Genomic DNA, 23,349 nt, shown 5'->3' with positions numbered 1-23,349 from the left:
CGTGGGTTCTCCGGTGGCGTTCAGCGCGGCGGGGGCGGGGACGGCCGCCGCCCAGGGGGGCGGGGCCCGGCCCAAGCTGGAGCACGCGTACCTGGAGCTGCGCACTCCGCCGCCGGGCGGGAGCCTGACGCCCGGCGGGCCGTGCGGGCGGATCGACTTCCAGTTCAACCCCAAGGAGCTGTCCCTGACGAAGGCGGCGGCCTGGAAACGCACTCCGGCGAAGGGCGCGAAGAGCGCGGGGCCGCCGGAGTACCAGGGCCCGCAGCCCAGCAAGCTCACGGTGGAGATGTTCTTCGACGCGAGCGACACGCAGGACACCAGCGTGGTGACCGCGGTGGAGAAGCTGTTCGCGTGCTGTGTGCCGACGAACGAGACACGGCAGCAGCAGCGGTCCTCACCGCCCTGGGTGGTGTTCCACTGGGGCGGGCTCACCGGTTTCCCCGGTTACGTCAGCCAAGTGCAGGCCAAATACACCCTGTTCACCACGTCCGGAGTGCCGATCCGGGCGGTGTGCCAGGTGACCATGGAGGAGATCAGCGGGGAGACCCCGGGGCAGAACCCGACCTCGGGCGCCCTGCACGCGCGGCGGGTGCACCGGGTGCGCACCGGGGACACGCTGGCGCTGCTCGCCTGGCGTGAGTACGGCGACCCGGCCGGCTGGCGGGCGATCGCGGAGGCGAACGGGATCGACGATCCGATGCGCCTGCCCGAGGGGCGCGAGCTGCTGCTCCCGGCGCTGGACGAACTGGAGCGCGCGCGGGGGCCGCACGGCCCGGGCGGCGGTCTGGGCGACGGACACGACAGGGGTCGGTGAGGCGGGCGTCATGGTCCATCAGAGCGTCGCGAAGTCCCTGGTGGTGGAGTTCGGCGGCCGGCCGCTCTCCGCGGCCCTGACGAACACCCTGGTCGAGGGGTACGTGGACGACAGCCGTACCCTCCCCGACCTGTTCCTGCTGCGGTTCCGCGACCCGAGCCGGGTGCTGCTGGAGCAGACGGGGGTGCGGATCGGTACCGAGGTGCGGCTGCTGGCCGGCGCCGACGGCGGCCCGTCGCCGCGTCCGCTGCTGACCGGGAGCGTGACGGCGCTGGAGGTGGAGATCGACGACACCGGGACCTACACCGTGGTGCGGGGCCTCGACGAGTCCCATCGTCTCTTCCGGGGCCGCCGGGTGGCCGGCTATCAGAACATGACGCTGGCGGACATCTGTGTCCAGGTGGCGCGGCGGGCCGGGCTGAAGCCGGGCACGATCGACGTGGCGGGCCCGGTGCTGGAACACGTCGCGCAGCCCAACTTGAGCGACTGGGAGTTCGTCAGCTCGCTGGCCGATCAGGCGGGTGTCCAGGTCTTCGTGAGGGACGGCCGGCTCCATGTGTCGAGGCCCACCGAGGCGGGCGACGCCCCCGACACCTCCGCCCGCGCGGACCGCAATCCGCTGGTCCTGGAGATGGGTGACAATCTGCTGCGCTGCCGGGCCGCGGTGTCGGCCGCCGAACAGGTCTCGGCGGTGGAGGTGCGCGGCTGGGACGTACGGGCCAAGCAGCCGCTGGTCGGCCGCGCCGACGCGGGCTCCGCGGCGACGCTGCAGCTGGGCGTGACGGCGGCCGAGGTGGCGCGGCCGTTCGGCGAGGCCGACTTCGTGGTGTCCGACGCGCCGTACGGGAACCAGGCCCAGGTGGACCAGGCGGCGAAGGCGCTCGCCGCGCGGATCGCCGGGTCGTTCGCCGAGCTGGAGGCGGTGATCCGGGGAAACCCGGAGGTGCGGGCGGGTGGCGCGGTCACCCTGGCCGGGGTCGGCGCTCCCTTCGAGGGCCGGTACACCGTCACGTCGTCGCGGCACGTGTTCGATCCGGTGCGCGGCTACGAGACGTGGGTGACGGTGTCCGGGCAGCAGGAACGCTCGCTGTTCGGGCTGACCGGCGGCACGGGAACCGGCACGGGGGCGGGCGCCCGGTGTTCGGGGCTGGCCAACGGCACGGTCACGGACACCAAGGACCCGGAGGGTCTGGGCCGGGTGAAGGTGCGGTTCCCGTGGCTGTCCGACGAGTACGCGAGCGACTGGGCGCGGACCGCGCAGGCGAGCGGCACCGGCGGCGGGGAGGCGTTCATCCCCGAGGTCGGCGACGAGGTGCTGGTCGGGTTCGAACAGGGCCATCTGGACCGTCCCTACGTCCTCGCCGGGCTCTACAACGGGCAGGACAAGCCCGGCGGCACCGGCGGCGGGCCGGCGCAGGGGGGCGGTCCGCAGACGGACGAGGACGCCGGGGCGGTGGACCCCACCAGCGGAGCCGTCACCAAGCGTGCCTTCGGTGCCCGCAGCGGCGACCGGCTGGAACTGCTGGATGCCGCGAACGGACCGCAGGGCGTACGGCTGTCGACGGGCGACGGAAAGCTGAGGATCAGCCTCGACCGCAGGGGCACCACGGTCGTGGTGCACAGCGACGGCACGGTGGAGATCGAGGCGAAGGAACAGGTCTCCATCAGCGCGGGCAACGGGGTCGCGCTGGACGCGGGCGGCGGAACGCTGGAGCTGACCGGCGATTCGGTCAGGCTCACCGCCCGTACCGGCGTCCAGGTGGACGGCGGCAACGGCCCGCTGAAGCTCGCGACGGACGGCGCGGTGGAGGTGCGGGGCAACCAGGTGGCGGTGGGCAGCACCACCAGGACCGAACTCAGGGGCGGCAACGCCTTGTCCGTCAACGCGCCTCTCGTACGCATCAACTGAACCGCGCCGCAGGCAACTCATCGTCCGCAACCGCAGGAACGTGACGAACCAGGCAGGGGGCACAGCACATGCCAGCAGCCGCACGCGTCGGCGATCCCACCGGGCATCCCGGGGTGGTCGGCCCGCCCGGAGAGCCCACCGTGCTGATCGGCGGGCAGCCGGCGGCCACTGTGGGCACCCCGCACCAGTGCGCCTCACCCGCCGCGCACGCCCCGTCCGCGATCGCCCCGCCCGGCAGTTCCAGCGTGCTGATCGGCGGCCGGCCCGCGGCCCGGGTGGGCGATACGGCGGGCTGCGGCGCGCCGATCACGGCCGGGTGCCCGACCGTGCAGATCGGAGGCCAGGGCTGATGGGACGTCAATTCATCGGCGCGGGCTGGGCCTTCCCGCCCCGCACGGACGCCACCGGCGGTATAGCGCTGGTCAGGGACGAACGCGAGATCGAGGAGTCGATCCGGCTGGTCCTGGCCACCTCGCCCGGCGAACGTCCGATGCGCCCGGAGTTCGGCTGCGCGCTCGGCGACTATGTGTTCGCGCCCGCGGACGCCGGTACGGCCGGTCAACTCGCCTACGAGGTGCGGCTGGCGCTGGAGCGGTGGGAGCCGCGGATCGAGGTCGCGGACGTCGCCGTACGGTTCGACGAGGCGGACAACGGGGTGCTGTACATCGTCATCGGCTATGCGGTGCGCGGCACCAACGACCCACGCAACCTGGTCTTCCCGTTCTATGTGATCCCGGACGGCGAGAGCACGGGCGGGGGATCGCGGTGACGCTGCCCAGCCCCAACCTGGACGACCGGCGTTTCCAGGGCCTGGTGGACGAGGCCAAACGGCTGGTGCAGCAGCGCTGTCCCGAGTGGACCGACCACAACGTGTCGGACCCGGGAGTCACCCTGATCGAGGCGTTCGCCACCATGGTCGACCAGCTCGTCTACCGGCTCAACCGGGTTCCGGAGAAGAACTATCTGGCCTTCCTCGACCTCATCGGCGTACGGCTGTTCCCGCCGACGGCCGCCCGCACCGAGGTCACGTTCTGGCTGTCCGCGCCGCAGCCCGACACGGTGCGTGTGCGGGCGGGCACGGAGGTCGCCACGGTGCGCACCGAGACCGAGGAGGCGGTGGTGTTCACCACCGGCCGGGACCTGTCGGTGGTGCCGTGTGAGCTGTCCCATCTCGTCACCTGGCCGGCCGACGGCAACGCCGCCGACCGTTCGGAGGAGTTGGCGCTCGGCCGTGATGTGCCGTGCTTCGGCGCGGCGCCCGTCCCCGGGGACTGCCTCTGTTTCGGGCTGTCCGCTCCGGTGCCGGGCTGTGCGGTGGTGCTGCGGCTGGACTGCCGGGTGGACGGCGTCGGTGTCGACCCGCGCCGCCCGCCGCTGCGGTGGGAGGCGTGGGACGGCGCGGCCTGGGTGGCGTGCGAGGTGGAGAAGGACGACACCGGGGGGTTCAACAAGGCGGGCGAGGTCATCCTGCATGTGCCCGAGGGGCACACCGCCTCGGTGGTCGCCGGGCGGTCCGGTGGCTGGCTGCGTTGCCGGCTGGTGGAGGCGGCGGCGGACCAGCCGACGTACGTGGCGTCTCCGACGGTGCGCCGGGCGAGCGCGTTCAGCATCGGCGGCACGGTGGCCGCCGCCCACGCCGAGACCGTGGCGGAGGAGGTGCTCGGCCTGTCGGAGGGGATCGCGGGGCAGGGTTTCCGGCTGGCCCGGCCGCCGGTGGTGGCGGGTGAGGAGCCGTTCGTGGTGGAGATCGCGGAGGGGCCCGGCTGGGTGGAGTGGACCCGGGTGGACGACTTCGCGCACTCCACCCCGTACGACCGCCACTTCACCCTGGACCCCAACCGGGGCCAGGTCGACTTCGGTCCCGCCGTACGGGAGGCCGACGGCACGCTGCGGCTGTACGGCGCGGTGCCGCCGAAGGGCGCCCCGGTGCGGGTGCGCTCCTACCGCACGGGCGGCGGGCACCGGGGCAACGTGGCGCGGGGCACGCTGCGGGTGCTGCGCAGTTCGCTGCCGTTCGTGGCCCGGGTGGAGAACCGGCGGCCGGCGCTGGGCGGGGTGGACGGCGAAACGGTGGAGAACGCGCGGGTGCGGGGACCGATGACGCTGCGCACCCTGCACCGGGCCGTGGTGCCGCGCGACTACGAGTTGCTGGCCCGTGAGGTGGCGCCGGACGCCGCCCGCGTGGCGTGCGTCCCGGCAGGCCCGGCCGATGACCGGGAGCAGGCCGGGCAGGGCGACGAACTGGGGGCCGGCGTACGGCTGTTGGTGGTTCCGGCCGGGCGGGGCGATGCGCAGGGGCGGATCCGGTTCGAGGAGTTGATCCCGCCGCGGGACACCTTGGCGATGATCGCCTCGTATCTGGACGAGCGGCGCCCGATCGGCACCCGGCTGGCCGTGGAACCGCCGTACTACCAGGGCGTCACCGTGGTGGCCTCGGTGGTGGCGGCCCGTGGCGCGGCGGCCGACCGGCTGCGGGACGCGGCCCTGGCCGCGCTGTACGGCTACTTCAACCCGCTGACGGGCGGGCCCGACGGGCGGGGCTGGCCGTTCGGGCGGCCGGTGCACTCCGGGGAGGTGTTCGCCGTGCTGCAACGGGTGCCCGGTGTCGACCTGGTCGAGGACGTACGGCTGTTTCCGGCGGACCCGGTGAGCGGACAGCGCGCCGAGGCCACCGCGAGGATCGAACTGGACCGGCATGCGCTGGTGTTCAGCTACGAACACCGGCTCCGGGTGCGGGAGGCGTGAGTGCGCGAAGGACTTCCGGGGCTGCCGACGCCGCATCCGTTGCTGCATCAACTGCCCGCCGTCTATATGGAGCAACCGTTCGTCGAGCGGTTTCTGAGCGCGCTGGACGAGGTGCTGGCGCCGGTGCTGCTCACCCTGGACAACCTGCCCGCCCATCTGCATCCGCGGACCGCACCCGAGGATCTGCTGGCGTGGCTGGCCGGATGGGTCGCGGTGGAGGCCGACCCGGAGCGGCCGGTGCACCAGCGCCGCGCCCTGGTGACCGGGGCGGTGGCCCGGCACCGCGCCCGCGGTACCCGGCACGGGCTGGCGGCGGCGATACGGATGGAGACGGGTGTCGAACCGGAGATCGAGGAGAGCGGCGCCACGTCCTGGTCCGCCGAGCCGGGTTCGGCGCTGCCCGGGTCGGCGGGTGTCTGGCTGAGGGTGCGGCTGCGGGTGGCGGACGAAGGGGCCGTCGCCCCGACGCGGGTACGGCTGGAGCGGCTGATGGCCGCCGAGGTGCCCGCGCATGTTCCGTACACGGTGGACGTCGTGGTGGCGTCGGACGGGACGGGTGCCTGATGATCTGCCCCGAGTGCGGTCACCGCAATCCGGCGCGTACCCGCTTCTGCGGCTCCTGCCAGGCGTTCCTCGGCTGGGACGACGAGGCGCAGCCGCCGGACGGCACAGCGGAGACCGCGGCGGACGGGGCCGGCGAGCGGCCGCCCGACGCCACGGCGCCGGCCGCTCCCCCGCCCGTTCAGCCTCCCCCGCCTCCCTCGCCTGCCCCGACTCCCCCGGCTGCGTCGACCGTGGGATCGCCGTCGACCGCCCCCGTCCCGGCCCCGGCGCACCCTGAGGGCTCCACGGCGGCACCGGTGCGGCCGGGCGACCCCCGGCCCGACGGCTCCGGGACCGGTCCCGACCACCGCCCGGACCCGCCGGACACGGCGGCCACCGCCTCGGCCGCGGCGCCGTCGGCGCCGCCCCGGCCCAGCGCCCCGCCGCCCCCGGCCACCCGGCGCTGCCCGGCGTGCGGCCGGGAGAACCCGTACGACCGCAGGCTCTGCGTCGGCTGCGGCGATCTGCTCGACACCGCGCCGGCGCCCACGCCCGAAGTCGCTCCGCCGTGGTGGCGTCGGCTCGTGCCGGGCCGCCGGGAGCGTCCGCTGGCCGCCGGGAGCCGGCCCAGGTCCAGACGTCGCAGGTGGCCACGGCCGCGCCTGACCCTGCCGGTGCTGCTGCTCGTGCTCGCCGCCGTGGCGTGGCTGGCCCGCTCGTACCTGTCCGATGTGCTCACGTTCACCGAGGACCGCGCCGGTGACCCGAAACCGCTGCACCCGGTGAGGGTGAGCGCGTCCAGCGAGTCGCCGGCCCACCGGGCGCAGGCGGCCTTCGACGGGTTCAGCAACCGCTACTGGGCGCCCGCCGGCCGCGGGCCCGGCGCGGGCCAGTATCTGGACGCGGAGTTCGACCGTCCGGTGCGGCTGCAGAAACTGCTGATCACTTCGGGGAGTTCGGCGAAGGGGGACGAATTCCTCACCCAGGCACGGCCGTCGGAGATCACCGTCACCCTGGTGTCGGCGGAGGGTGAGCGCACCACCAAGGCGATCAACCTCAACGACGCGCCCGGCCAGCAGAGTTTCGACGTGCGGGGCTCGGAGGTGACGCGGGTCAGGCTGACGGTGGACGCCGCCTACGGCGTCCGCGCCGACCGCCGCATCGCCATCGCCGAGGTGGAGTTCTTCGGCCGCCAGTAACCACCCCCGCGTCCCTGCCACGGTCCGCACACGGGATCTTCAGATTTCCGTCTGTTTCCCGAGCGGCAGCAACCCTGCGTTCACCGTCCCGTCGCCGTGGAACTGCTTGCTGGGGAGCGAACTTATACAGACAACTTTCGTTGCTCACCCGGGCGCCGCCGCGCCGGTGTCCGGGGCGGAGAGGACCCACCACCATGCCGTCCCCCTCAGAGGTCGCCGCGTCCGGGAGCAGCATCGCGATCGGCTCCCCGACGCCCCCGCGGCGCGGCGACAAACTGACCTTCACATGGTCGACGGACGCGCCCGACGCGAAGAACTGGATCGGCGTCTACGACGGCGACCGGCTGCCCGGCAGCGGCGCCGGCTCCCTCGTCTGGGCGTACGTCTCCGGCTCCTCGGGGCAGACGACGCTTGACACCTCCGGCCTGAACGGCGGCCCGTACACCGCTTATCTGCTGGCCAAGGACGGCTACGGCATCCTCGCCAGGACCGAGCCCTTCAGCTTCGCCGGCCAGCCCGCCGGCGACTCGATCGAACTGACGACACCCACCCCGTACGAGGGCGACAAGGTCTCCTTCCACTGGACGACCGACACGCCCCATGCGAAGAACTGGATCGGTGTCTACGACGGCGACCGGCTGCCCGGCCACGGCGCCTCCCTCGCCTGGGAGTACACCCCCGGGGCCGCCGGCGACATCACGATCGACACCTCGGGACTCAGCGGCGGCCCGTACACCGGCTACCTGCTGGCCAAGGACGGCTACGGCATCCTGGCCCGCACCGCCGCGTTCAGCTTCGCGGTGCGCCCCGTGATCCCCCGTCCGCACGCGGTGGTGGACGCCGTCACCACCGCCCCGCAGACCACGGGCACGTCCTTCTCGCTGCGGCTGGGCGGCCTGTGGGTCAGACCGGAGGGCAATGCCGCGGGCAGCGCCACCTTCGAACGGGTCGCGGGCGACCCGTGGTTGTCGCTGTCGGCGGACGGCACGGTCAGTGGGCGGGTCCCGGCCGTCGCGCCCCGGACACCCGGCCGGGTGGTGGCCGCCGTCAGCGACAGCGCCGTGGGCGGCGACACCGTCACCGTCCAGGTGCCCGTGCGCGCCGTACGGGACCGGCTCCGGCTCAAGGTGGCCACGCTGAACCTGTGGGACGCGGGCACCCGCATCGACGGCTTCCTGGAGAAGCAGCTGCGACTGGTGCTCACCCAGGGCCTGGACGTCGTCGCCCTCCAGGAATGCGGTGACGACGGGGCCGCGAAGCTCGCCGCGGCGCTCGGCTGGCATGTGCACCAGGCCGGGGGCCTCGGCATCGTGAGCCACTACCCGCTCACCGACGTCGTCGCGCCGACCGCGGCGCTCCCGGCCGCCGCCGCGACGCTGCACCTGCCCGGCGACCGCACGGTGCGGCTGTGGACGGCCCAGCTGGACGAGGCCGACTACGGCCCGTACGCGCTGCAGGCGGGGCGGACGGCCGATCAGGTGGAGGCGGCGGAGCGGGGAACGACCCGCTACCGGCAGGCACGGGCACTGGTGGCCGCGCTGCGCACGGATCTCGCCTCCCGCGACCCCCTTGTGCTGGCCGCAGGTCTCGCCTCGCCGTCGCACCACGACTGGACGAGCCGGACGGCGTCCGCGCACGCGGGAGTGGGGCGGGTCCGCTGGCCGGTCACCGAGGCCCTGGAGCAGGCCGGCCTCGTCGACGCCTACCGCCTCGCCCACCCCAACCCGGCGAAGACACCCGGCACCACCTGGTCGCCCGTCAGGCCGCGACGCGAAGACGGCGGCACGGAACCCCAGGACCGCATCGACCAGATCCAGTACGCGGGCCGGTTGAAGGTCCTGGAAGCGCACAGCCTGGTCACCGGCTGGCCGCGGCCGGTGCCGGACGCCTCCGCCAACGGCTGGCCCTCCGACCACGCGGCCGCCGTCGTCACCTTCTCCCTGTCCGCCCGCGGCTGACCACCGAAACGACCTGAAGGACCTTCCTCCCATGACTGAGATCAGCCGCCGCACCTTCATAGGCACCACCGCGGCCGGCGCCGCCGTCGCGGCCGGACTGCCCGGCACCGCGGAGGCGGCCGGACGCGACATGCGGCACGGCAGCATCGCCGACGTCAGGCACGTGGTGATCCTGATGCAGGAGAACCGCAGCTTCGACCACTACTTCGGCACGCTGAGCGGCGTCCGGGGCTTCGGCGACCGGCAGGCGAGCGTGCTCGCAAGCGGCGACACGGTGTTCCGCCAGCCCGCCCGCGGACGCAAGGAGGGCCACCTGCTGCCCTTCCGCATGGACACCACGAAGTACAACGCGCAGAACGCGGGCGGACTCCCGCACGACTGGGACACCGGGCACACGGCCGTGGGCGGCGGCGCCATGGACAAGTGGGTCTCCGCCAAGGGCGAGCGCACCATGGGCTACTTCACCCGCGAGGACATCCCCTACCAGTACGCGCTCGCCGACGCCTTCACCCTCTGCGACGGCTACTTCTGCTCGCTGAACGGCCCCACCGACCCCAACCGCCTCTATCTGTGGACCGGCACGGCGGGACCCGGTGTCGACGGCACCACCGGCCCGTGGACCGACAACACCCCGGTCACGGGCAACCCGGTGGCCGACTGGACCACCTACGCCGAGCGCCTGGAACAGGCCGGCGTCAGCTGGCGCGTCTACCACAACCCGGACGGCTCCGACGACCGTTACGGCGACTACGACGACAACGCGCTGTCGTACTTCAGGCAGTTCCACGAGTTCCCCAAGGACGACCCGCGCTACATCAACGCCATGACGAAGTTCGACCTCACGGCGTTCGACCGGCACTGCAAGGACGGCACCCTGCCCACGGTGTCCTGGCTGGTGGCGCCGTACCTGTTCTGCGAACACCCCGCGGCCAGCCCCGACTACGGCGCCCACTGGGTCGACACCGCGCTCCAGTCGCTGTTCTCCAACCCCGAGGTGTGGAAGCACACCGTCTTCCTGCTCATGTACGACGAGAACGACGGGTACTTCGACCATGTCATCCCGCCGTTCCCGGAGCCGGGCACCAAGGACGAGTTCGCGAACGGCAAGCCCATCGGCCTGGGCAGCAGGGTGCCGCTGTGGGTGGTGTCGCCGTGGTCACGCGGCGGCTGGGTCAACTCCCAGGTCTTCGACCACACATCGGTACTGCGCTTCCTGGAACGGGTCACCGGTGTGCGCGAGCCCAACATCTCGGACTGGCGGCGCACCGTCTGCGGCGACCTGACCAGCTGCTTCGACTTCACCAGACCCGACTACAGCATCCCCGCCCTGCCGGACACGGTCGCGCTCATGGCGAAGGCGGACGCCGGAAACTCCCTGCCGGGCGTCAAGGTGCCCACGGAGCAGTCCATGCCGGGGCAGGAGGAGGGCGAGCGCCCGCACCGGCCGCTGCCGTACCGGCCGTGGGCCGATGTGAAGGTCGACCGCGGCACCGGCAAGGTCACCTGCACCCTCACCAACGACGGCAGCGTCGGCTACCACTTCACCGTGCTGCCGAACATCGCGCTGCCCTTCACCGGCACGCCGTTCACGGTCCCGCCGCGTTCGTCACGCGCCTACGTCTGGGACGCGGCGGCCACCGACGGCCGCTACGACTTCTCCGTGTACGGCGCCGACGGGTTCGTCCGCCGTTTCTCCGGCACCCTCGTCCGTGCGGACCAGGACGATGTGGCGGTACCGGTGGTCACGGCGGCCCTGCGGGATGCCGGGCGGCCGCAGAAGGCGACGGTGGACTTCGACCTGCGCAACGACGGCGGCACCGACGTGGCCTTCACGCTCACGCCGAACGACTTCGCCGGCAAGGAGCAGACCGTGTGGGTCCGGGCCGGCGACCGGGTCCGGCTGGCGTGGCGCACCGACGACGGACGGTACGACGTCACCGTCACCGCGGGCAGCGGCACCCGCTTCGCCCAGCGATACGCGGGAACCGTGCACGCGGGCTGAGCGGGGCGCCCGCCGGTGTGGCGAGGCCGTGACGGCCGCCGGTGCTCCCGCGTGTCTGCCGCCTCCGGTCGAACGGGTCCACGATGATGGCGGCCGGCGGCGGGCGGGCGGCGGTCCGTCACGGCGTCGCGTTCCCCCTAAGGGGGGCGTGGCGTCCGCGGTGCGAAAGGGGATGGCATGCAGATCGACCTGTCCGGGCGGACCGCTTTGGTCACCGGCTCCACACAGGGCATCGGAGCGGCGATCGCGGCGGAGCTTGCCCGGGCCGGTGCGCGAGTGGGGGTCAACGGCCGGGATTCCAGCAGGGTCCAGGGCGCCGTCGAGCGCCTTCGGCATGACGTCCCCGACGGGGAGTTCACGCCTGTGGCCGCCGACGTGGCCACCGAGGAGGGAGCGGACCACGTCGGGGCGGTCCTGCCGGAGGTGGACATCCTCGTGAACAACCTCGGGATCTTCGGCGCCAAGGACCCGCTGGAGATCACCGACGCGGAATGGCGCCGCTACTTCGAGGTGAACGTGCTGGCCGCGGTCCGCCTCACCCGCATGTACCTGCCGGGGATGAGCGCACGGGGCTGGGGGCGCGTCCAGTACATCGCCAGCGACTCGGCGGTGGTGATCCCCGCCGAGATGATCCACTACGGCGTGTCCAAGACCGCTCTGCTGGCCGTCGGCCGCGGCTTCGCCAAGCAGGCCGCCGGCAGCGGCGTCACCGTGAACTGTGTGATCGCCGGTCCCACGCACACCGAGGGCGTGGAGGACTTCGTCTACCAGCTCGTCGACCGCGACCTGCCCTGGGACGAGGCGCAGCGCGCGTTCATGAGGCGGCACCGGCCCCAGTCCCTGCTGCAACGCCTCATCGAACCCAGGGAGATCGCCCATATGGTGGTCTATCTGAGTTCCGATCTGGCATCGGCCACCACGGGCGGCGCTCTGCGCGTCGACGGCGGATACGTCGACGCGATCCTGCCCTGAACGGTGCGCGCCCGGGCCGGCGCCGCCGCGGCGGACGCCGTCAGCCGGGTGGGGCCTTGCCACCGGTGGGGCGCAGCGGGCCGAGCCGCCAGGCGTCCGCCTCGACCACCGCGTCGCCGCTGCCCGCCGCCGTGGCCAGCAGCCGCCAGGGCGCCCGTCCCGTGGGGTAGAAGCGCAGGGTGAGCGTCCGCCCGTCGCCGAGGAAGATCTCCACGACGGAGTGGTCGACGATCACCCTGACCTCGGCGGTCCTGCCGGGAGCCGCCGCCCGCTCAATGCGCCAGGCGCCACCCCGCGCCCGCGGGTCGAGGGAGGCCCGGCCGCGGTCGGCCACCAGGTCTCCGGTGGCGGGGTCGAGCGCGATGTCGAGCCGTTCTCGGCCGTCCCGCGTGGTGACCAGGCGCAGTCCGCCGGCCGCCGCCCCGTCCGGGCCGCGCTCCAGCCGTGCCCGCAGATCGAAAGCGGCACCGGTCACCGCGATCTCGCGCCGCTCACCGCCTCTCACCACGGTCCGTACGGCGGCGATCCGCTCCGCGCGCAGCGCGTCGATCTCGCGGGCCGGCCGCTGCCGCACGGTGCCGTCATGATGCGCGGTCAGCTCCCGCGGCAGGGTCAGCAGGCCCGCCCAGCCGACCTGTTCGGTCCAGGCGCTGGGGGCGCCCACCCGCTCGGCGTCCCGTGCCTCCCAGGACCACGCCCACAGGAGCCAGCGGGTGCGGCCGGGGCCGTCGGGCGCGGCCAGCAGGGCGGGAGCGTAGAAGTCGGGCCCGTGGTCGAGGAGTTGCGGCGCGCCGGCGTGGAAGCCGGTCCCGTCGTCCCATCCGGTGTGGACGGCGGTGCGGGCGGCGCCCTCCACCGGGTCCCAGGCGCTGACCAGCAGGGCGCCGCCGCGGTCGTCGAAGGCGGCGTACTGGACGCATTCCCAGCCCTCCTCCGTGTCGCCGCCTCCGGGAAGGGGCTCGGGGGCGCGCGCCAGGAAGGGGCCGGTGCCGCGCCAGTTCCAGAGGTCGTCGGAGACGTACTGCCAGGCGGCTGCCCTGCCGTCGGTGAGCGCGGCGCCGACCAGCATCCGCCATCGGTCGCCGTCCCGCCACACATAGGGGTCGCGGAACATGCTCGCCCCGGCGGGGGCCTCGCCGACCAGAAGGCCGGGGCGCTTGCGGAACGTGCGGCCGCCGTCGCGGGAGACGGCGGCCGCGACCGGCTGCCACCAGCGGTCCTCGCGCCGGGCCGAGTAGAAGGCGATCAGGTCCCCGCCGGTGCTGACCGCGTTGCCGGACCAGACGCCGTCCGCGTCCTCGCCCGACGGGCCGGGGGCCAGGGCGAGCGGCAGGTGTTCCCAGTGCAGCAGGTCGGGGCTTCGGTAGTGGCCCCAGTGCATGTGGGCGTGTTCGGTGCCGTACGGGTTGTACTGGAAGAAGACGTGGTAGTGGCCGTCGTGGAAGACGAGCCCGTTGGGGTCGTTGACCCAGTTGTCCGGCGGCCTGAGATGGGCGACCGGGAAGTGCGGGTCGGTGGTGTCCGGGGTGGGGTCCGTCGCGCGGTGCACCGGTCAGCCGATCTCTCGTACGGTGATGCCGGAGAAGGTCGCCTCGCCGCCGTCCGCGTAGAGGCTCATGCCGGTGTCGCCGGGCTGGAAGTAGACCTGGTGGGACAGGACCGTGTGGCCGGCGTTGACGAAGACCTCGACGCTCTGCCGGTCCACGAGGACGCGCAGGTGCACGAGGCGGGCGGCGGGATCGATGGGGGCGTTGCTCTGGCCGTGTGTGCCGAAGGAGTAGCCGGCCTGGTCGGAGGGGCGCCGGTCGACGTAGACCGAGCCCGCGTACACGCCGATGTTGGTGTGCCGGGCGCCGTCGGCGGAGCGGCCCACGGAGAGGCCGACGTTGCTCGCGGCGCGCCAGGCGATGTCGAGCTCCAGGTCGTAGGAGGTGCCCTGGTACGGAAGGACGACGCTGCCGCCGGCCGTGACGTCGTCGAGGGTGACCGTGCGGGTGGCCCGGTCGTGCAGGGCGGCCACCGGCTGGGACAGCAGGGTGTACCAGCCCTCGGGCTGACGGGCCAGGCGCAGTTCGCGGACCACGGACATCTGGCCGTTGTAGCCGTCGCTGACGTCGGTGGGCACGGTACGGGCCGCGTACTGCCAGTTGTTCATCCAGGCGAGGGCGTACCGGCTGGTGTCGGGGGCGTCCGCGTTCGGCCAGGTGACGGCGGCGTACCAGTCCCAGCCCCAGTCGAGCCACTGCGGTTCGGGCCGGTCGGAGGTCCAGGAGGTGCCGTCCCAGTGGCCGGTCCAGTAGGCGTAGGTGTCGGGCAGGCCGCTGTAGTCGCCCTGGGTGCTGGCGCCGAGCACCCAGTGCCTGCTTCCGTCGTCGGCGGTCATCTCGAACAGGTCGGGGCACTCGAAGCCGCCGATGTTGGGACTGGTGTAGGTGAACACAAAGGTGTGGGTCCAGTGGATCAGGTCGGGTGAGGTGTAGAACCACATGGCCTGCTGGCGGCCGATGACGGCGACCCATTCGCCGCGCGCCGCGTCCCAGTGGATCTTGGGGTCGCGGAACCAGTCGTTGTGGTCGGGGTTGTCGATGACCGGGGGGCCGTAGGCGGTGAAGGTGTAGCCGCCGTCGCCGGAGTGGTAGAGGTACTGCTCCTGTTCGTAGCGGTCGCCGCCGGTGGGCTGGGTGGCCAGGACGACCAGGGCGTTCTCCCCGAAGCCCGCGGTGTTGTGGGTGTCGATGACGCCCGAGCCGGTCCACACCGGGAAGTCCGGCCGCACCAGGGGTATCGCGGCCCCGCGGTCGGTGAAGGCGACGGTGTCGGCCGTCGTGGCGTGCTGCCACCAGCCGGGCGCGTTGTTCTGGTCGCTGTGCAGGTAGTACAGGTGGTACGCGCCGCCGGCGAAGACCGGGCGCTGCGGGTCGCTGAGCCACCCGGACGGCGGGGTGAGGTGGTAGACGGCGCGCAGCGAGCCGGCGGCGGACGCGGCCGGTACGCGGGTGGTCGCGGCGGCGAGGGCGGCCACGCCGAAGGTGCGCAGGGCGGCCCGTCGGGAGAGGTGGGGCATGGGACGACTCCTAGAGACAACTCGGTATATATAGGACACGAGTGGGTGTGGAGCGATGACCGGTGAGCGAAGTGCGCAGTGCGAAGTGCGATGAGCTGGGACGAGCTGGGACGAGAAACGTGTCAGCGGGGCTCGGCGGCGGCGATGGAACGGCGGTGCACGGGCGGGCAGTTCACCGCGATCGGCCCGGCCTCGGCGGGCTCGAGGCCGAGCAGGACCCGCACTCCGCGCCGGCCGAGTTCCTCGTGCGGCAGGGCCACCGTAGACAGGGGCGGGCGCATATGGGCGGCGATGACCTCCTGGTTGTCGAAACCGACGACCGACAGGTCATCGGGGACCCGCAGCCCGCGGTCACGCAGGCCGTCGTACAGTCCCATCGCCACCCGGTCGTTGTGGCAGAACACGGCCGTCGCCGGTGACCGCAGGAGCGCGGGCACCGCCGCGAACCCTCCCTCCTGCTCGGGCCGCACCTGGAAGACCAGCCCGGGGTCGTAGGCGATGCCCGCCTCCGCGAGGGCCCGCCGGTATCCGAGCAGCCGTCCCTCGCGGGCCGGTGAGGGGGCGCGGGTGTTCAGGAAGGCCACATGGCGGTGGCCCTGGTCCAGCAGCATGCGTGTGGCGTCGTGGCCGCCGCCGGACTCGTCCGGTACGACCGCGCGCACGTCGGCCTGCGCGCTGAAGCAGTTGACCAGCACGGTGTCCGGCGCGGCGAGCCCGGCGGGCACCGCCACCTCGCGGTGGTACCACGTGGAGTAGAGGATGCCGCGCACCTTGTGCTCCAGCATCATCGAGATCGCGCTGGCCTCGGCCGCGGTGTTGCCCTCGGTGTTGGCCACGAGCAGGACGTGGCCGTGCTGCCACGCCTCCTCCTGGGCGCCGTGGATGATCCGGCCGGCGAAGGGCGTCGAGGCGATGGCGTCGGCGACCAGGCCGATGAAGCGGGAACTGCCCTTGACGAGGTTCTTCGCCATGGCGTTCGGCCGGTAGCCGAGTTCGTCGATGGCGCGCAGGACCCGCTCGCGGGCGTCCTGGCCGATCCTGGCGTCGGTGTTGTTCACGACGTGCGAGACGGTGGAGACGGACACCCCCGCCTCGCGGGCCACGTCCCGCATGGTGACGGCCCTGCGGACACCCTCGTCCTTGTTCATCCCTTGGTCGCTCCGCTCTCGATCCCGTAGATCATCGCCTTGTTGAGGACGAGGAAGACCAGCAGGAGCGGCGTCACGGTGACGCAGACCCCGGCGAAGGTTGCGGTCCAGTCGGTCTTCCCCATCGCACCGATGTAGTTTTGCAGGCCCACGGGGATGGTCTTGAGCCCTTCGGAGAGCACGAAGGTGTTGGCGAAGACGAAGTCGTTCCAGATGAAGATGCTGTTGACCATCACCACCGTGACGATCGTGTTCACCGACATCGGCAGCGTGATGCGGGCGAAGATGCGATACGGGCCCGCCCCGTCCAGGGAGGCGGCCTCGTAGGTCTCCTTGGGGATGTAGGCGAAGAACGACGAGAACAGATACAGCGACATGGGCAGGCCGAAACCGGCGAGCGGGATCATCATCGCCGGGTAGGTGTCGAGCAGACCCACCCTGGCGTAGTCCACGAACAGCGGCACCAGGGCGATCTGGACCGGTACGACGATGCCGAGCAGGAACAGGGCCCGTACCGCGTTGCTGAACCGGAAGCCCAGCACCTGGATCGCATAGGCACCCATCAGGCCGCACACCACGATCAGCGCGTCCGCGCCGGCCGTGACGATGAGGCTGTTGAGGGTGTAGCGGCCGAGGTCGGCGTGGTCGAAGGCGCGGGCGAAGTTGTCCAGCGTGAACGAGGTGGGCAGCCTGAACGGGTCGGCGGAGGCGAAGTCGGCCTCGGTGCGGACGCTGCTGAGGAACAGCCACACCAGCGGGTAGACCTGGACGACCACCAACAGGGCGATCACGACGCGGGACAGCACCCGGTAGACGCTGGGGCGTGGGCGCCGGGGTGCGGGCCCGGCCGGCGTGCCGGGCGAACGGCGGCCCGGGCGCAGCAGGGGGCGGGCGGGGGTGAGTGTGGACATCGTCAGGCAGCCTTCCGCCGCAGCAGGAACACGATCAGGCCCACGGCGACCAGGCTCTCCACGACGATGAACACCGACATGGCTGCGGCGTAACCGAAGTCCGTGCTGAGGAACGCCGTCTTGTACATGTAGGTGGTCACCAACTCGGAGGACTGTCCGGGGCCGCCGCCCGTCAGGAGGTAGGGGATGTCGAAGCCCCGCATGGCGTAGGTCACCGCCATGATCGAGGTGGTCAGCCACACCGGCCGGATGTGCGGGAAGCGGATCCGGGTGAACACCTGCCACTGGTTGGCGCCGTCCAGGCGGGCCGCCTCCTCCAGTTCCTTCGGCACGGTCAGCAGTGCCGCGTAGAGGATCACCGTGTACAGGCCGATGAACCTCCAGCCCTCGGGGGCGGAGACGGCCGCGAGGACCGTGTGCACGTCGGACAGCCAGGGGCGTTGCAGTACGCCGAGCCCGGCCAGGTCCAGCAGCCGGTTCAGCGGTCCGGCCGGGTCGGCGGAGTAGACGCGCTGGAAGAGCAGGGCGATCGCCACCGTGGAGATCACGGCCGGCAGCAGGAACAGCACCTTGACGACCTCGCGGCCGCGGGTGAGCGAGAGCAGCAGACAGGCCACGAACAGTCCGCCGCCGAGCTGGAGCACCAGGCAGACCACCAGATAGCCGAGCTGGTTGGTGACGGCGGTCCAGAAGTCGCCCTCGGTGAGCATGAAGGTGTAGTTCGACAGGCCCGCGAAGTGCAGGCCGCTGATGCCGTCCCAGGTGAAGAAGCTGAGCACCAGCGACTGGACGATGGGCAGCAGCACGGCGGCGCCGTACAGCAGCAGCGGCGGGGTCAGAAACACGGCGACGGACAGCTTGGAGCGGGAGGGAAGCATGGCGGCCCTTCTGGTGCCTCCCGGGTGGGACCGCGGCGGGGCGGCGGCGGTCACCGGGCGTACCTCGGCGCGTTGCGGCGGATGACGGTGTCCATCGTGGAGACGAAGGACGAGGCGGACATGTCGCCCTGCACGAGCAGGACGAGGTTCTGCTGGAACTTGGTGTTGGAGGCCGGATCGAGCTGTGTGTCCCAGGGCATCGCGAGCCGCTTCCCCACATCGCCGGCGGCGGCCACGGCACGGGCGTACAGCGGCGTGGCGTTCGCCGGTACGACGGTCTCGGCGTCCTTGGTCGGGGACAGTTCGCCGGCCGCCGCGTACCGGGCCGGGTAGCGGGTGAGCGCGAACTTCAGGAAGTCGCGCACCAGCGGGTCGTAGGTCCGCGCGTTCACGGCCATGCCGATGCCGGAGGGGGTGACGTACTCGTTCGACGCGGTGACCGAACCCGCGGTCGGCGGCAGGGTGAAGAAGTCGACGTCGTCACGGGTCTTCGGATCGAGCGCGGTGGTGGCGAGGGACGCCAGGTCCCAGGTGCCGGTGTAGTAGACGGCGGCCCTGCCGGAGGTGAACAGGCTCTGCGCGTCGGCGTAGCCCACCGAGGAGAAGCCCTTCTGGAAGCAGCCGGCCCTGCCCAGCTCGCCCAGCCATGCGGCGGCCGCGCGCCCGGCGGGGTCGCTGAGCTGTGCCTCGCCCAGCTTGAGCCGGCGGATGTAGCCGGGGCCCGCGGTGCGGAACGGGTGCAGCGCCGCGTACCGTTCCAGCGGCCACTGGTCCTGCCCGTCGAGGGCGATGGGTGTGATGCCCGCCTTGCGCAGCGCGCGGCACATCGCCGGGAAGTCGTCCAGCGACGCGGGGACCCGTATGCCGGCCTTGCGCAGGAGTGCCTTGTTGTAGAAGAAGTACTCCGCCTGGTACTCGAAGGGGATCAGATACAGCGAGCCGTCGTCGAACCGCTGGTAGTCCAGCGCGGCCGGCCGGTATGTGTCGTAGAGGCCGAGGCTGCGCAGGAGTGCGGCGGCGTCCATCATCCGGCCCGCGCGGGCGAGCCTGCGGGCGAACGGGGTCGCGTCGGTGTCGAACAGTTCCGGCAGTTTGCCGGCGGCGGCCAGCGTCTCGTACTTCTGGATGTACGACGGGCGGTCCGGTGTGGTGATGAAGTTGAGCTTGAATCCCGGATGCGCGGCGGCGTACTCCTGGGCGAGACCGCGCATGGTCCTGATGACGGCGCCGTCGGCGGGGCGGGAGAGCAGCCAGGTGATCTCGCGGGGTTTCACCGCTCCGGCCGGGGCGACGTCGGTGGGAGCGACGCCGCCGCTGCGTGTCGCGCAGCCGGACAGCGTGAGCAGCAGGGACAGGGCCAGCGCCATGACGGCCGTGGGAAGCGCCCTTCTCATGGCCTTCCTCCGGGCTGCGGTGCGTACGGGGAGTACGTGGGCGGGGTCGTCATGGGCGATCGCCCCGCACCCGCACGCTCAGAGCGCGCAGTTCGGCCGTTCCGTCGGTGACGAAGAACCCCGCCCGGCCGCCGCGCAGGTCGTACAACCGGGTGCTGAGGCACACCTGGCGGTCCAGGACGATCACGGCCAGATCGCCCTCGGCCAGGACCTCGACGGTGTGGCGGCCGGCGCTCAGGTCGGCCGGCCGTTCGAGTTCTATCAGGTGGGGGACATCGCCGGATATCTGCCACTGGGCTTCACCCGTGCGTCGGCGCGGCCACCGGTCCAGCACCATCCGGCCGCGCCGGGGCTCCAGCCGGATCACATACCCGCGGTCCCCGTCCGCGCTCGCGTGCAGCAGCAGGCCGTACTCGGCGGTGTCCGCGGTGACGGTGAACTCGGCGCGCAGCAGGTACTGTTCGGGCAGTGTCCCGGCGCCGACGGCGCAGCGGTGTCCGTCGGGTGCCGACAGGGCGGTGGGCCCGAGGCCGGCGGACACCTCCTCGTCGAAGCTGTCGAGGATCTCGGGGGGCGGCGCGAAGGCGAGGGTGCCGTCCGCGTTCTGGCCGGCCTCCAGCAGGGACAGGGTGCCCGCCCACTGCCAGGCGCCGTCGTCGCTGTCTCCTTCCCGGCCGGCGATCCAGCCGGCGAAGATCCGCCGATCGCCCCAGGCGGCTGACTTGGCCGCGTAGTAGGCCCGCCCGTCCAGGGTGTCGCGCTCAGGAGTGATCCAGGGCCCTTCCGGGCTGCGCGCCATGCGGTACCGGGTGGCGAAGGCGTCGGAGAACTCCGAGTAGACCAGGTACCACCAGTCGCCGATGGAGAAGACCTCGGGGCATTCGTGCGCCACATAGCGGCGCGGGTCCCAGAAGGGCGCGGCCTCCTTCCAGGTGAGCAGATCGCTCGACTCGTACTGGGCGATCAACCCCCTGCGGCGTTCGGGCCCGTCGGTGCGGCGGGCCGTGATCAGCATCCGCCACAGCCCACGCCGCTCGTCGAAGAAGACGAACGGGTCGCGCCAGTCGCCGGACTCGTACCCCGCCGGCGCGCCGAAGGTGTGCTCGGGGTGCTTGGTCCAGGAGGTGAGGTCACCGTCGCCGGTGGCATGCATCACCACCTGGAGGGGGGTTCCGTCGGCGCCCAGGATCGCCGGGTTGTGCCCGGTGTAGAAGAGGTGGTGGGTGCCGCTCGCGTCACGGACCACGCTTCCGGTGTAGGCGTTGAAGTCGGCGTCGTCGTCCGTACCGTGCGGCAGGGCCGTGCCGCGGTCCTCGACGGTCAGCAGGTCGCGGGTGACCGCCAGCGACCACGAGGTACCCGGCTTCGGGATCTCGCGCCGCTCGTGCAGATAGAAGAGGTTCAGCTCGCCCTCCCGAGCGAAGGGGATGACGTCCCCGACCCATCCTTCGGGTGGCTGAAAGAAGACACGACCTTGCATCAATCCTCCTGATCAAACGTTTGAGCAGGGATGCTACGGGCGCCTCCCACACTGGTCAATCGCTTGAGCAGAACTTTTTTACGCCACTGTGCCAAGGCGGTTTCAAACGCACGTCACGTCAACACGCCACTGTGGCAGCGCCCCAAAGGGGCGCGGGGAACTGCGCGACCAGCCACGACGCAGCCGCACCCGGCCGACGACCCGCCACACCACGGAGAGGTTCCGACCCGCGACCGGACACGACACCACCGCGTCCGACAGGCAACGCACCATCGCCCCATGTGGACGACAACGCGCGGGCGTCACGGACGGGTGGGCAGCGTGATGCCGTAGGCCCGCATCTTGCGGTAGATCGTCGTCCGGGAGATACCGAGCCGCTGCGCCGCCAGCAGTTTGTTGCCGTCGGCCGCCAGCAGCGCTTCGACGAGGGTGTCGCGCTCCGCTGCCTCCCAGGCGCTCAGTGCGCGGTGGGTCGCGGTGTGCAGGGACGGGGGCAGGTCGCGGGCTTCGATGCGGTAGGTACGCCGGCCGGCGGCGGCCCCGCGCAGGACGGTCTCCAACTGCCGTATGTTGCCCGGCCAGTCCTGCCGGCGCAGCAGGGGCAGCACGTCGGGCGCGCACCGCACGCCCGCGCCGGTACGCCGCAGCAGGGACTCGACCAGCGCCGGAAGGTCGGCGACGCGGTGCCGCAGCGGCGGCACGGTGACCGCCTCAGTGAAGCAGTGCAGCAGTGTGTCCGGGATCGTGGCGGCCCGGCCCAGTGTCGCCACGACCCAGGTTCCCCGCGCCGCGGCGGCGGCCAATGCCCCGGCGACGGCCGGGGCGTCGGCGGGTGTCACGGAGTCGAGGTGCCGCAGCACCAGGGCCCGGCCGGGACCGGCGGGCACGGAGCGCAGGGTGTGCGCCAAACCGCCCGCGTCGGCCGTGTCCCCCGGGTCGCGGACGCCGGCCGAAGCGGGTGCGTCGCCCGGCGCCGGGATGTCGCCCGCGCCGGAGCCCCGGGCGGCGCCGCCGGGCGGGTCCGCGGCGTCGATGACCACCGGAGCCGTCGCCGCACCGGTGACCGCGTGTGTGGCGCGGGCCAGCGCGCACTTGCCCGTCCCTGGCTCGCCGTAGACGAGCAAGGGCACACGGTCGCGGGCGCACCGTACGGCGCCATGGGCGGCGGTGTTCCACGCCGGGTCGGTCCCGACCAGTCCGGGCAGGGGGCAGGGCCTGCTGCCGACGGCCGCGCCGGGTCCGTGTCCGCGCTCCTGTCCGCGTCCACCGCCGCCTGAGCCCGCGCGGGACGGGACGTCGTCGTCCGGAGCGTCCTCGAAGACCAGGTCCAGGAGATAGCCGGCCGGGCCCGCCGTACTGTCCACCTGCCGGCAGCGCACCAGGACGGACCGGCCGCCGGTGAGTCGCACCCTGCGGCGGGTGCGGGGCGCATGGCCGAGTTCGGCGGCGGCCTCGTGCAGCAGGCGGTGGTCGCCGGCGGTGAGCCGAGCCGCGGCGGCGGAGTTGGCGAGCAGCAGATCCTGGCCGAGGCAGAGCACGGGCCGGTCGCCGTAGTGCGTCGCATACCGGAACGCCTCCAGCAGGGCACGCTCGTACGAGGTGCTCATCTCGTACAACACCCGCTCGACGTCGGCGGCGGCCTCCCGGGCCAGGGCGGCCATCAGCGAGCTGACCGGGCCGTTCCAACAGGTCAGGTTCAACGCGCCCTCCACCCGACCGCTGATCGGATTGCGGATCGGGGAGGCGGCGCAGGAGACCTGCTGCAGGCGCTCGTTGAAGTGCTCGGTGCCCAGCACCACGGAGGATCGGCGTTCTTCCAGGGCGACCCCGATGCCGTTGGTGCCGACGAATCGCTCGGCGTAGCTGAATCCCGGCGCCAGATGGACCCGGTCCAGATGGGCCGACAGCCGCATCTCCCCCACCCGTCGATCACGCACCCACCCGTTCCGGTCGGTCACGATCACACAGGCGTCCGAACCCGTCAGTGTCTGCTCAAGCCGGTCCAGTACGGGCGCCGCGGCCCGCACCAGGCGGCTCTCCCGGTCGTAGTCCGGCTGGTAGGGAACGACCACTTGATCGATGGCGACTCCCAGGTACTTCGAACGCTGCCAGGAGTCACGGATAGTGTCGGGCACGATCGGCGGCGGCGATTCCGCGCCCTCCAGGAACTTCAGGCGCGCCCGCGCGATGTTCCGCTCCCGCACTTTGCTGTCCATGGGAAATGGCGCCTCCGACAGGAGTGTTTCGGACATATTACAAACGCAGGGCGTGGACGCAAGATCCCCGACAGCAACGGCGAGATCCCTGATCGACGCCGGAGCGGCGGCACGGC

Annotated in this window: 18 protein-coding genes; 10 read left to right on the top strand and 8 right to left on the bottom strand. The window is 72.3% G+C overall.

Annotated elements, in window-relative coordinates:
- Position 1: 1 nt before the first annotated feature.
- From ACIRFL_RS05795 to ACIRFL_RS05750, 10 genes are all read left to right on the top strand, one after another.
- A complete protein-coding gene (locus tag ACIRFL_RS05795) occupies positions 2–814 on the top strand; it encodes a LysM peptidoglycan-binding domain-containing protein (RefSeq protein WP_404024273.1) in 813 nt (270 codons plus the stop codon).
- Positions 815–824: 10 nt separating this feature from the next.
- Entirely contained in the window at positions 825–2,723 is a 1,899-nt protein-coding gene (locus tag ACIRFL_RS05790; RefSeq protein ID WP_404024271.1) for a VgrG-related protein, read from the top strand.
- Between the two features lie 68 nt (positions 2,724–2,791).
- Positions 2,792–3,073 carry a PAAR domain-containing protein gene (locus tag ACIRFL_RS05785; RefSeq protein ID WP_404024270.1) on the top strand — a complete coding sequence of 94 codons (282 nt, stop codon included), beginning with the start codon at positions 2,792–2,794 and terminating at the stop codon, positions 3,071–3,073.
- Entirely contained in the window at positions 3,073–3,492 is a 420-nt protein-coding gene (locus tag ACIRFL_RS05780; protein ID WP_404024268.1) for a GPW/gp25 family protein, read from the top strand. The genes ACIRFL_RS05785 and ACIRFL_RS05780 overlap by 1 nt, the downstream gene beginning before the upstream one ends.
- Complete coding sequence (locus ACIRFL_RS05775) at positions 3,489–5,468, top strand: putative baseplate assembly protein (RefSeq protein WP_404024266.1); 1,980 nt, start codon at positions 3,489–3,491, stop codon at positions 5,466–5,468. The genes ACIRFL_RS05780 and ACIRFL_RS05775 overlap by 4 nt, the downstream gene beginning before the upstream one ends.
- Positions 5,469–6,032, top strand: coding sequence for a phage tail protein (locus tag ACIRFL_RS05770; protein ID WP_404024265.1), 564 nt, complete (start codon positions 5,469–5,471; stop codon positions 6,030–6,032).
- Positions 6,032–7,210 (top strand): NADase-type glycan-binding domain-containing protein, encoded by a 1,179-nt coding sequence (locus tag ACIRFL_RS05765; RefSeq protein ID WP_404024264.1) that lies wholly within the window; start codon positions 6,032–6,034, stop codon positions 7,208–7,210. Before ACIRFL_RS05770 ends, ACIRFL_RS05765 begins: the two co-directional genes overlap by 1 nt.
- A 194-nt stretch (positions 7,211–7,404) precedes the next feature.
- Complete coding sequence (locus ACIRFL_RS05760; RefSeq protein WP_404024262.1) at positions 7,405–9,168, top strand: hypothetical protein; 1,764 nt, start codon at positions 7,405–7,407, stop codon at positions 9,166–9,168.
- A 31-nt stretch (positions 9,169–9,199) separates the two neighbouring features.
- Positions 9,200–11,170, top strand: a complete 1,971-nt coding sequence (locus tag ACIRFL_RS05755) for a phosphocholine-specific phospholipase C (protein WP_404024260.1) — start codon at positions 9,200–9,202, stop codon at positions 11,168–11,170.
- A gap of 177 nt (positions 11,171–11,347) precedes the next feature.
- Entirely contained in the window at positions 11,348–12,142 is a 795-nt protein-coding gene (locus tag ACIRFL_RS05750; RefSeq protein WP_404024259.1) for an SDR family NAD(P)-dependent oxidoreductase, read from the top strand.
- A gap of 40 nt (positions 12,143–12,182) precedes the next feature.
- Here ACIRFL_RS05750 and ACIRFL_RS05745 read toward each other — a convergent pair whose 3' ends face one another.
- The 8 genes from ACIRFL_RS05745 to ACIRFL_RS05710 all read right to left on the bottom strand — a co-directional run bounded on the left by ACIRFL_RS05745 (position 12,183) and on the right by ACIRFL_RS05710 (position 23,233).
- Positions 12,183–13,691 carry a glycoside hydrolase family 32 protein gene (locus ACIRFL_RS05745; protein WP_404024257.1) on the bottom strand — a complete coding sequence of 503 codons (1,509 nt, stop codon included), beginning with the start codon at positions 13,689–13,691 and terminating at the stop codon, positions 12,183–12,185.
- Between the two features lie 3 nt (positions 13,692–13,694).
- Positions 13,695–15,206 (bottom strand): glycoside hydrolase family 32 protein, encoded by a 1,512-nt coding sequence (locus ACIRFL_RS05740; protein ID WP_404024256.1) that lies wholly within the window; start codon positions 15,204–15,206, stop codon positions 13,695–13,697.
- A 122-nt stretch (positions 15,207–15,328) separates the two neighbouring features.
- Positions 15,329–16,354, bottom strand: a complete 1,026-nt coding sequence (locus ACIRFL_RS05735; RefSeq protein ID WP_404024254.1) for a LacI family DNA-binding transcriptional regulator — start codon at positions 16,352–16,354, stop codon at positions 15,329–15,331.
- On the bottom strand, positions 16,351–17,265 hold the full coding sequence (locus ACIRFL_RS05730) for a carbohydrate ABC transporter permease (protein WP_404024252.1): 915 nt from the start codon (positions 17,263–17,265) through the stop codon (positions 16,351–16,353). Before ACIRFL_RS05730 ends, ACIRFL_RS05735 begins: the two co-directional genes overlap by 4 nt.
- A gap of 2 nt (positions 17,266–17,267) precedes the next feature.
- Entirely contained in the window at positions 17,268–18,143 is an 876-nt protein-coding gene (locus ACIRFL_RS05725; protein ID WP_404024249.1) for a carbohydrate ABC transporter permease, read from the bottom strand.
- Between the two features lie 50 nt (positions 18,144–18,193).
- On the bottom strand, positions 18,194–19,537 hold the full coding sequence (locus tag ACIRFL_RS05720; protein WP_404024248.1) for an ABC transporter substrate-binding protein: 1,344 nt from the start codon (positions 19,535–19,537) through the stop codon (positions 18,194–18,196).
- A gap of 49 nt (positions 19,538–19,586) precedes the next feature.
- Positions 19,587–21,017: a hypothetical protein gene (locus ACIRFL_RS05715; protein ID WP_404024246.1), complete on the bottom strand. Its 1,431-nt coding sequence runs from the start codon at positions 21,015–21,017 to the stop codon at positions 19,587–19,589.
- A gap of 302 nt (positions 21,018–21,319) precedes the next feature.
- The gene (locus tag ACIRFL_RS05710; protein ID WP_404024245.1) at positions 21,320–23,233 is read right to left on the bottom strand and encodes a sigma-54-dependent Fis family transcriptional regulator; all 1,914 of its coding nucleotides are present in this window, start codon (positions 23,231–23,233) and stop codon (positions 21,320–21,322) included.
- Between the last annotated feature and the right edge of the window lie 116 nt (positions 23,234–23,349).

The organism is Streptomyces sp. NPDC102462, assembly GCF_044765425.1.
Taxonomy (GTDB): domain Bacteria; phylum Actinomycetota; class Actinomycetes; order Streptomycetales; family Streptomycetaceae; genus Streptomyces.
The sequence above is the reverse complement of the archived record's forward strand: the minus strand, read 5'-3'. Positions and strand labels throughout refer to the sequence as shown.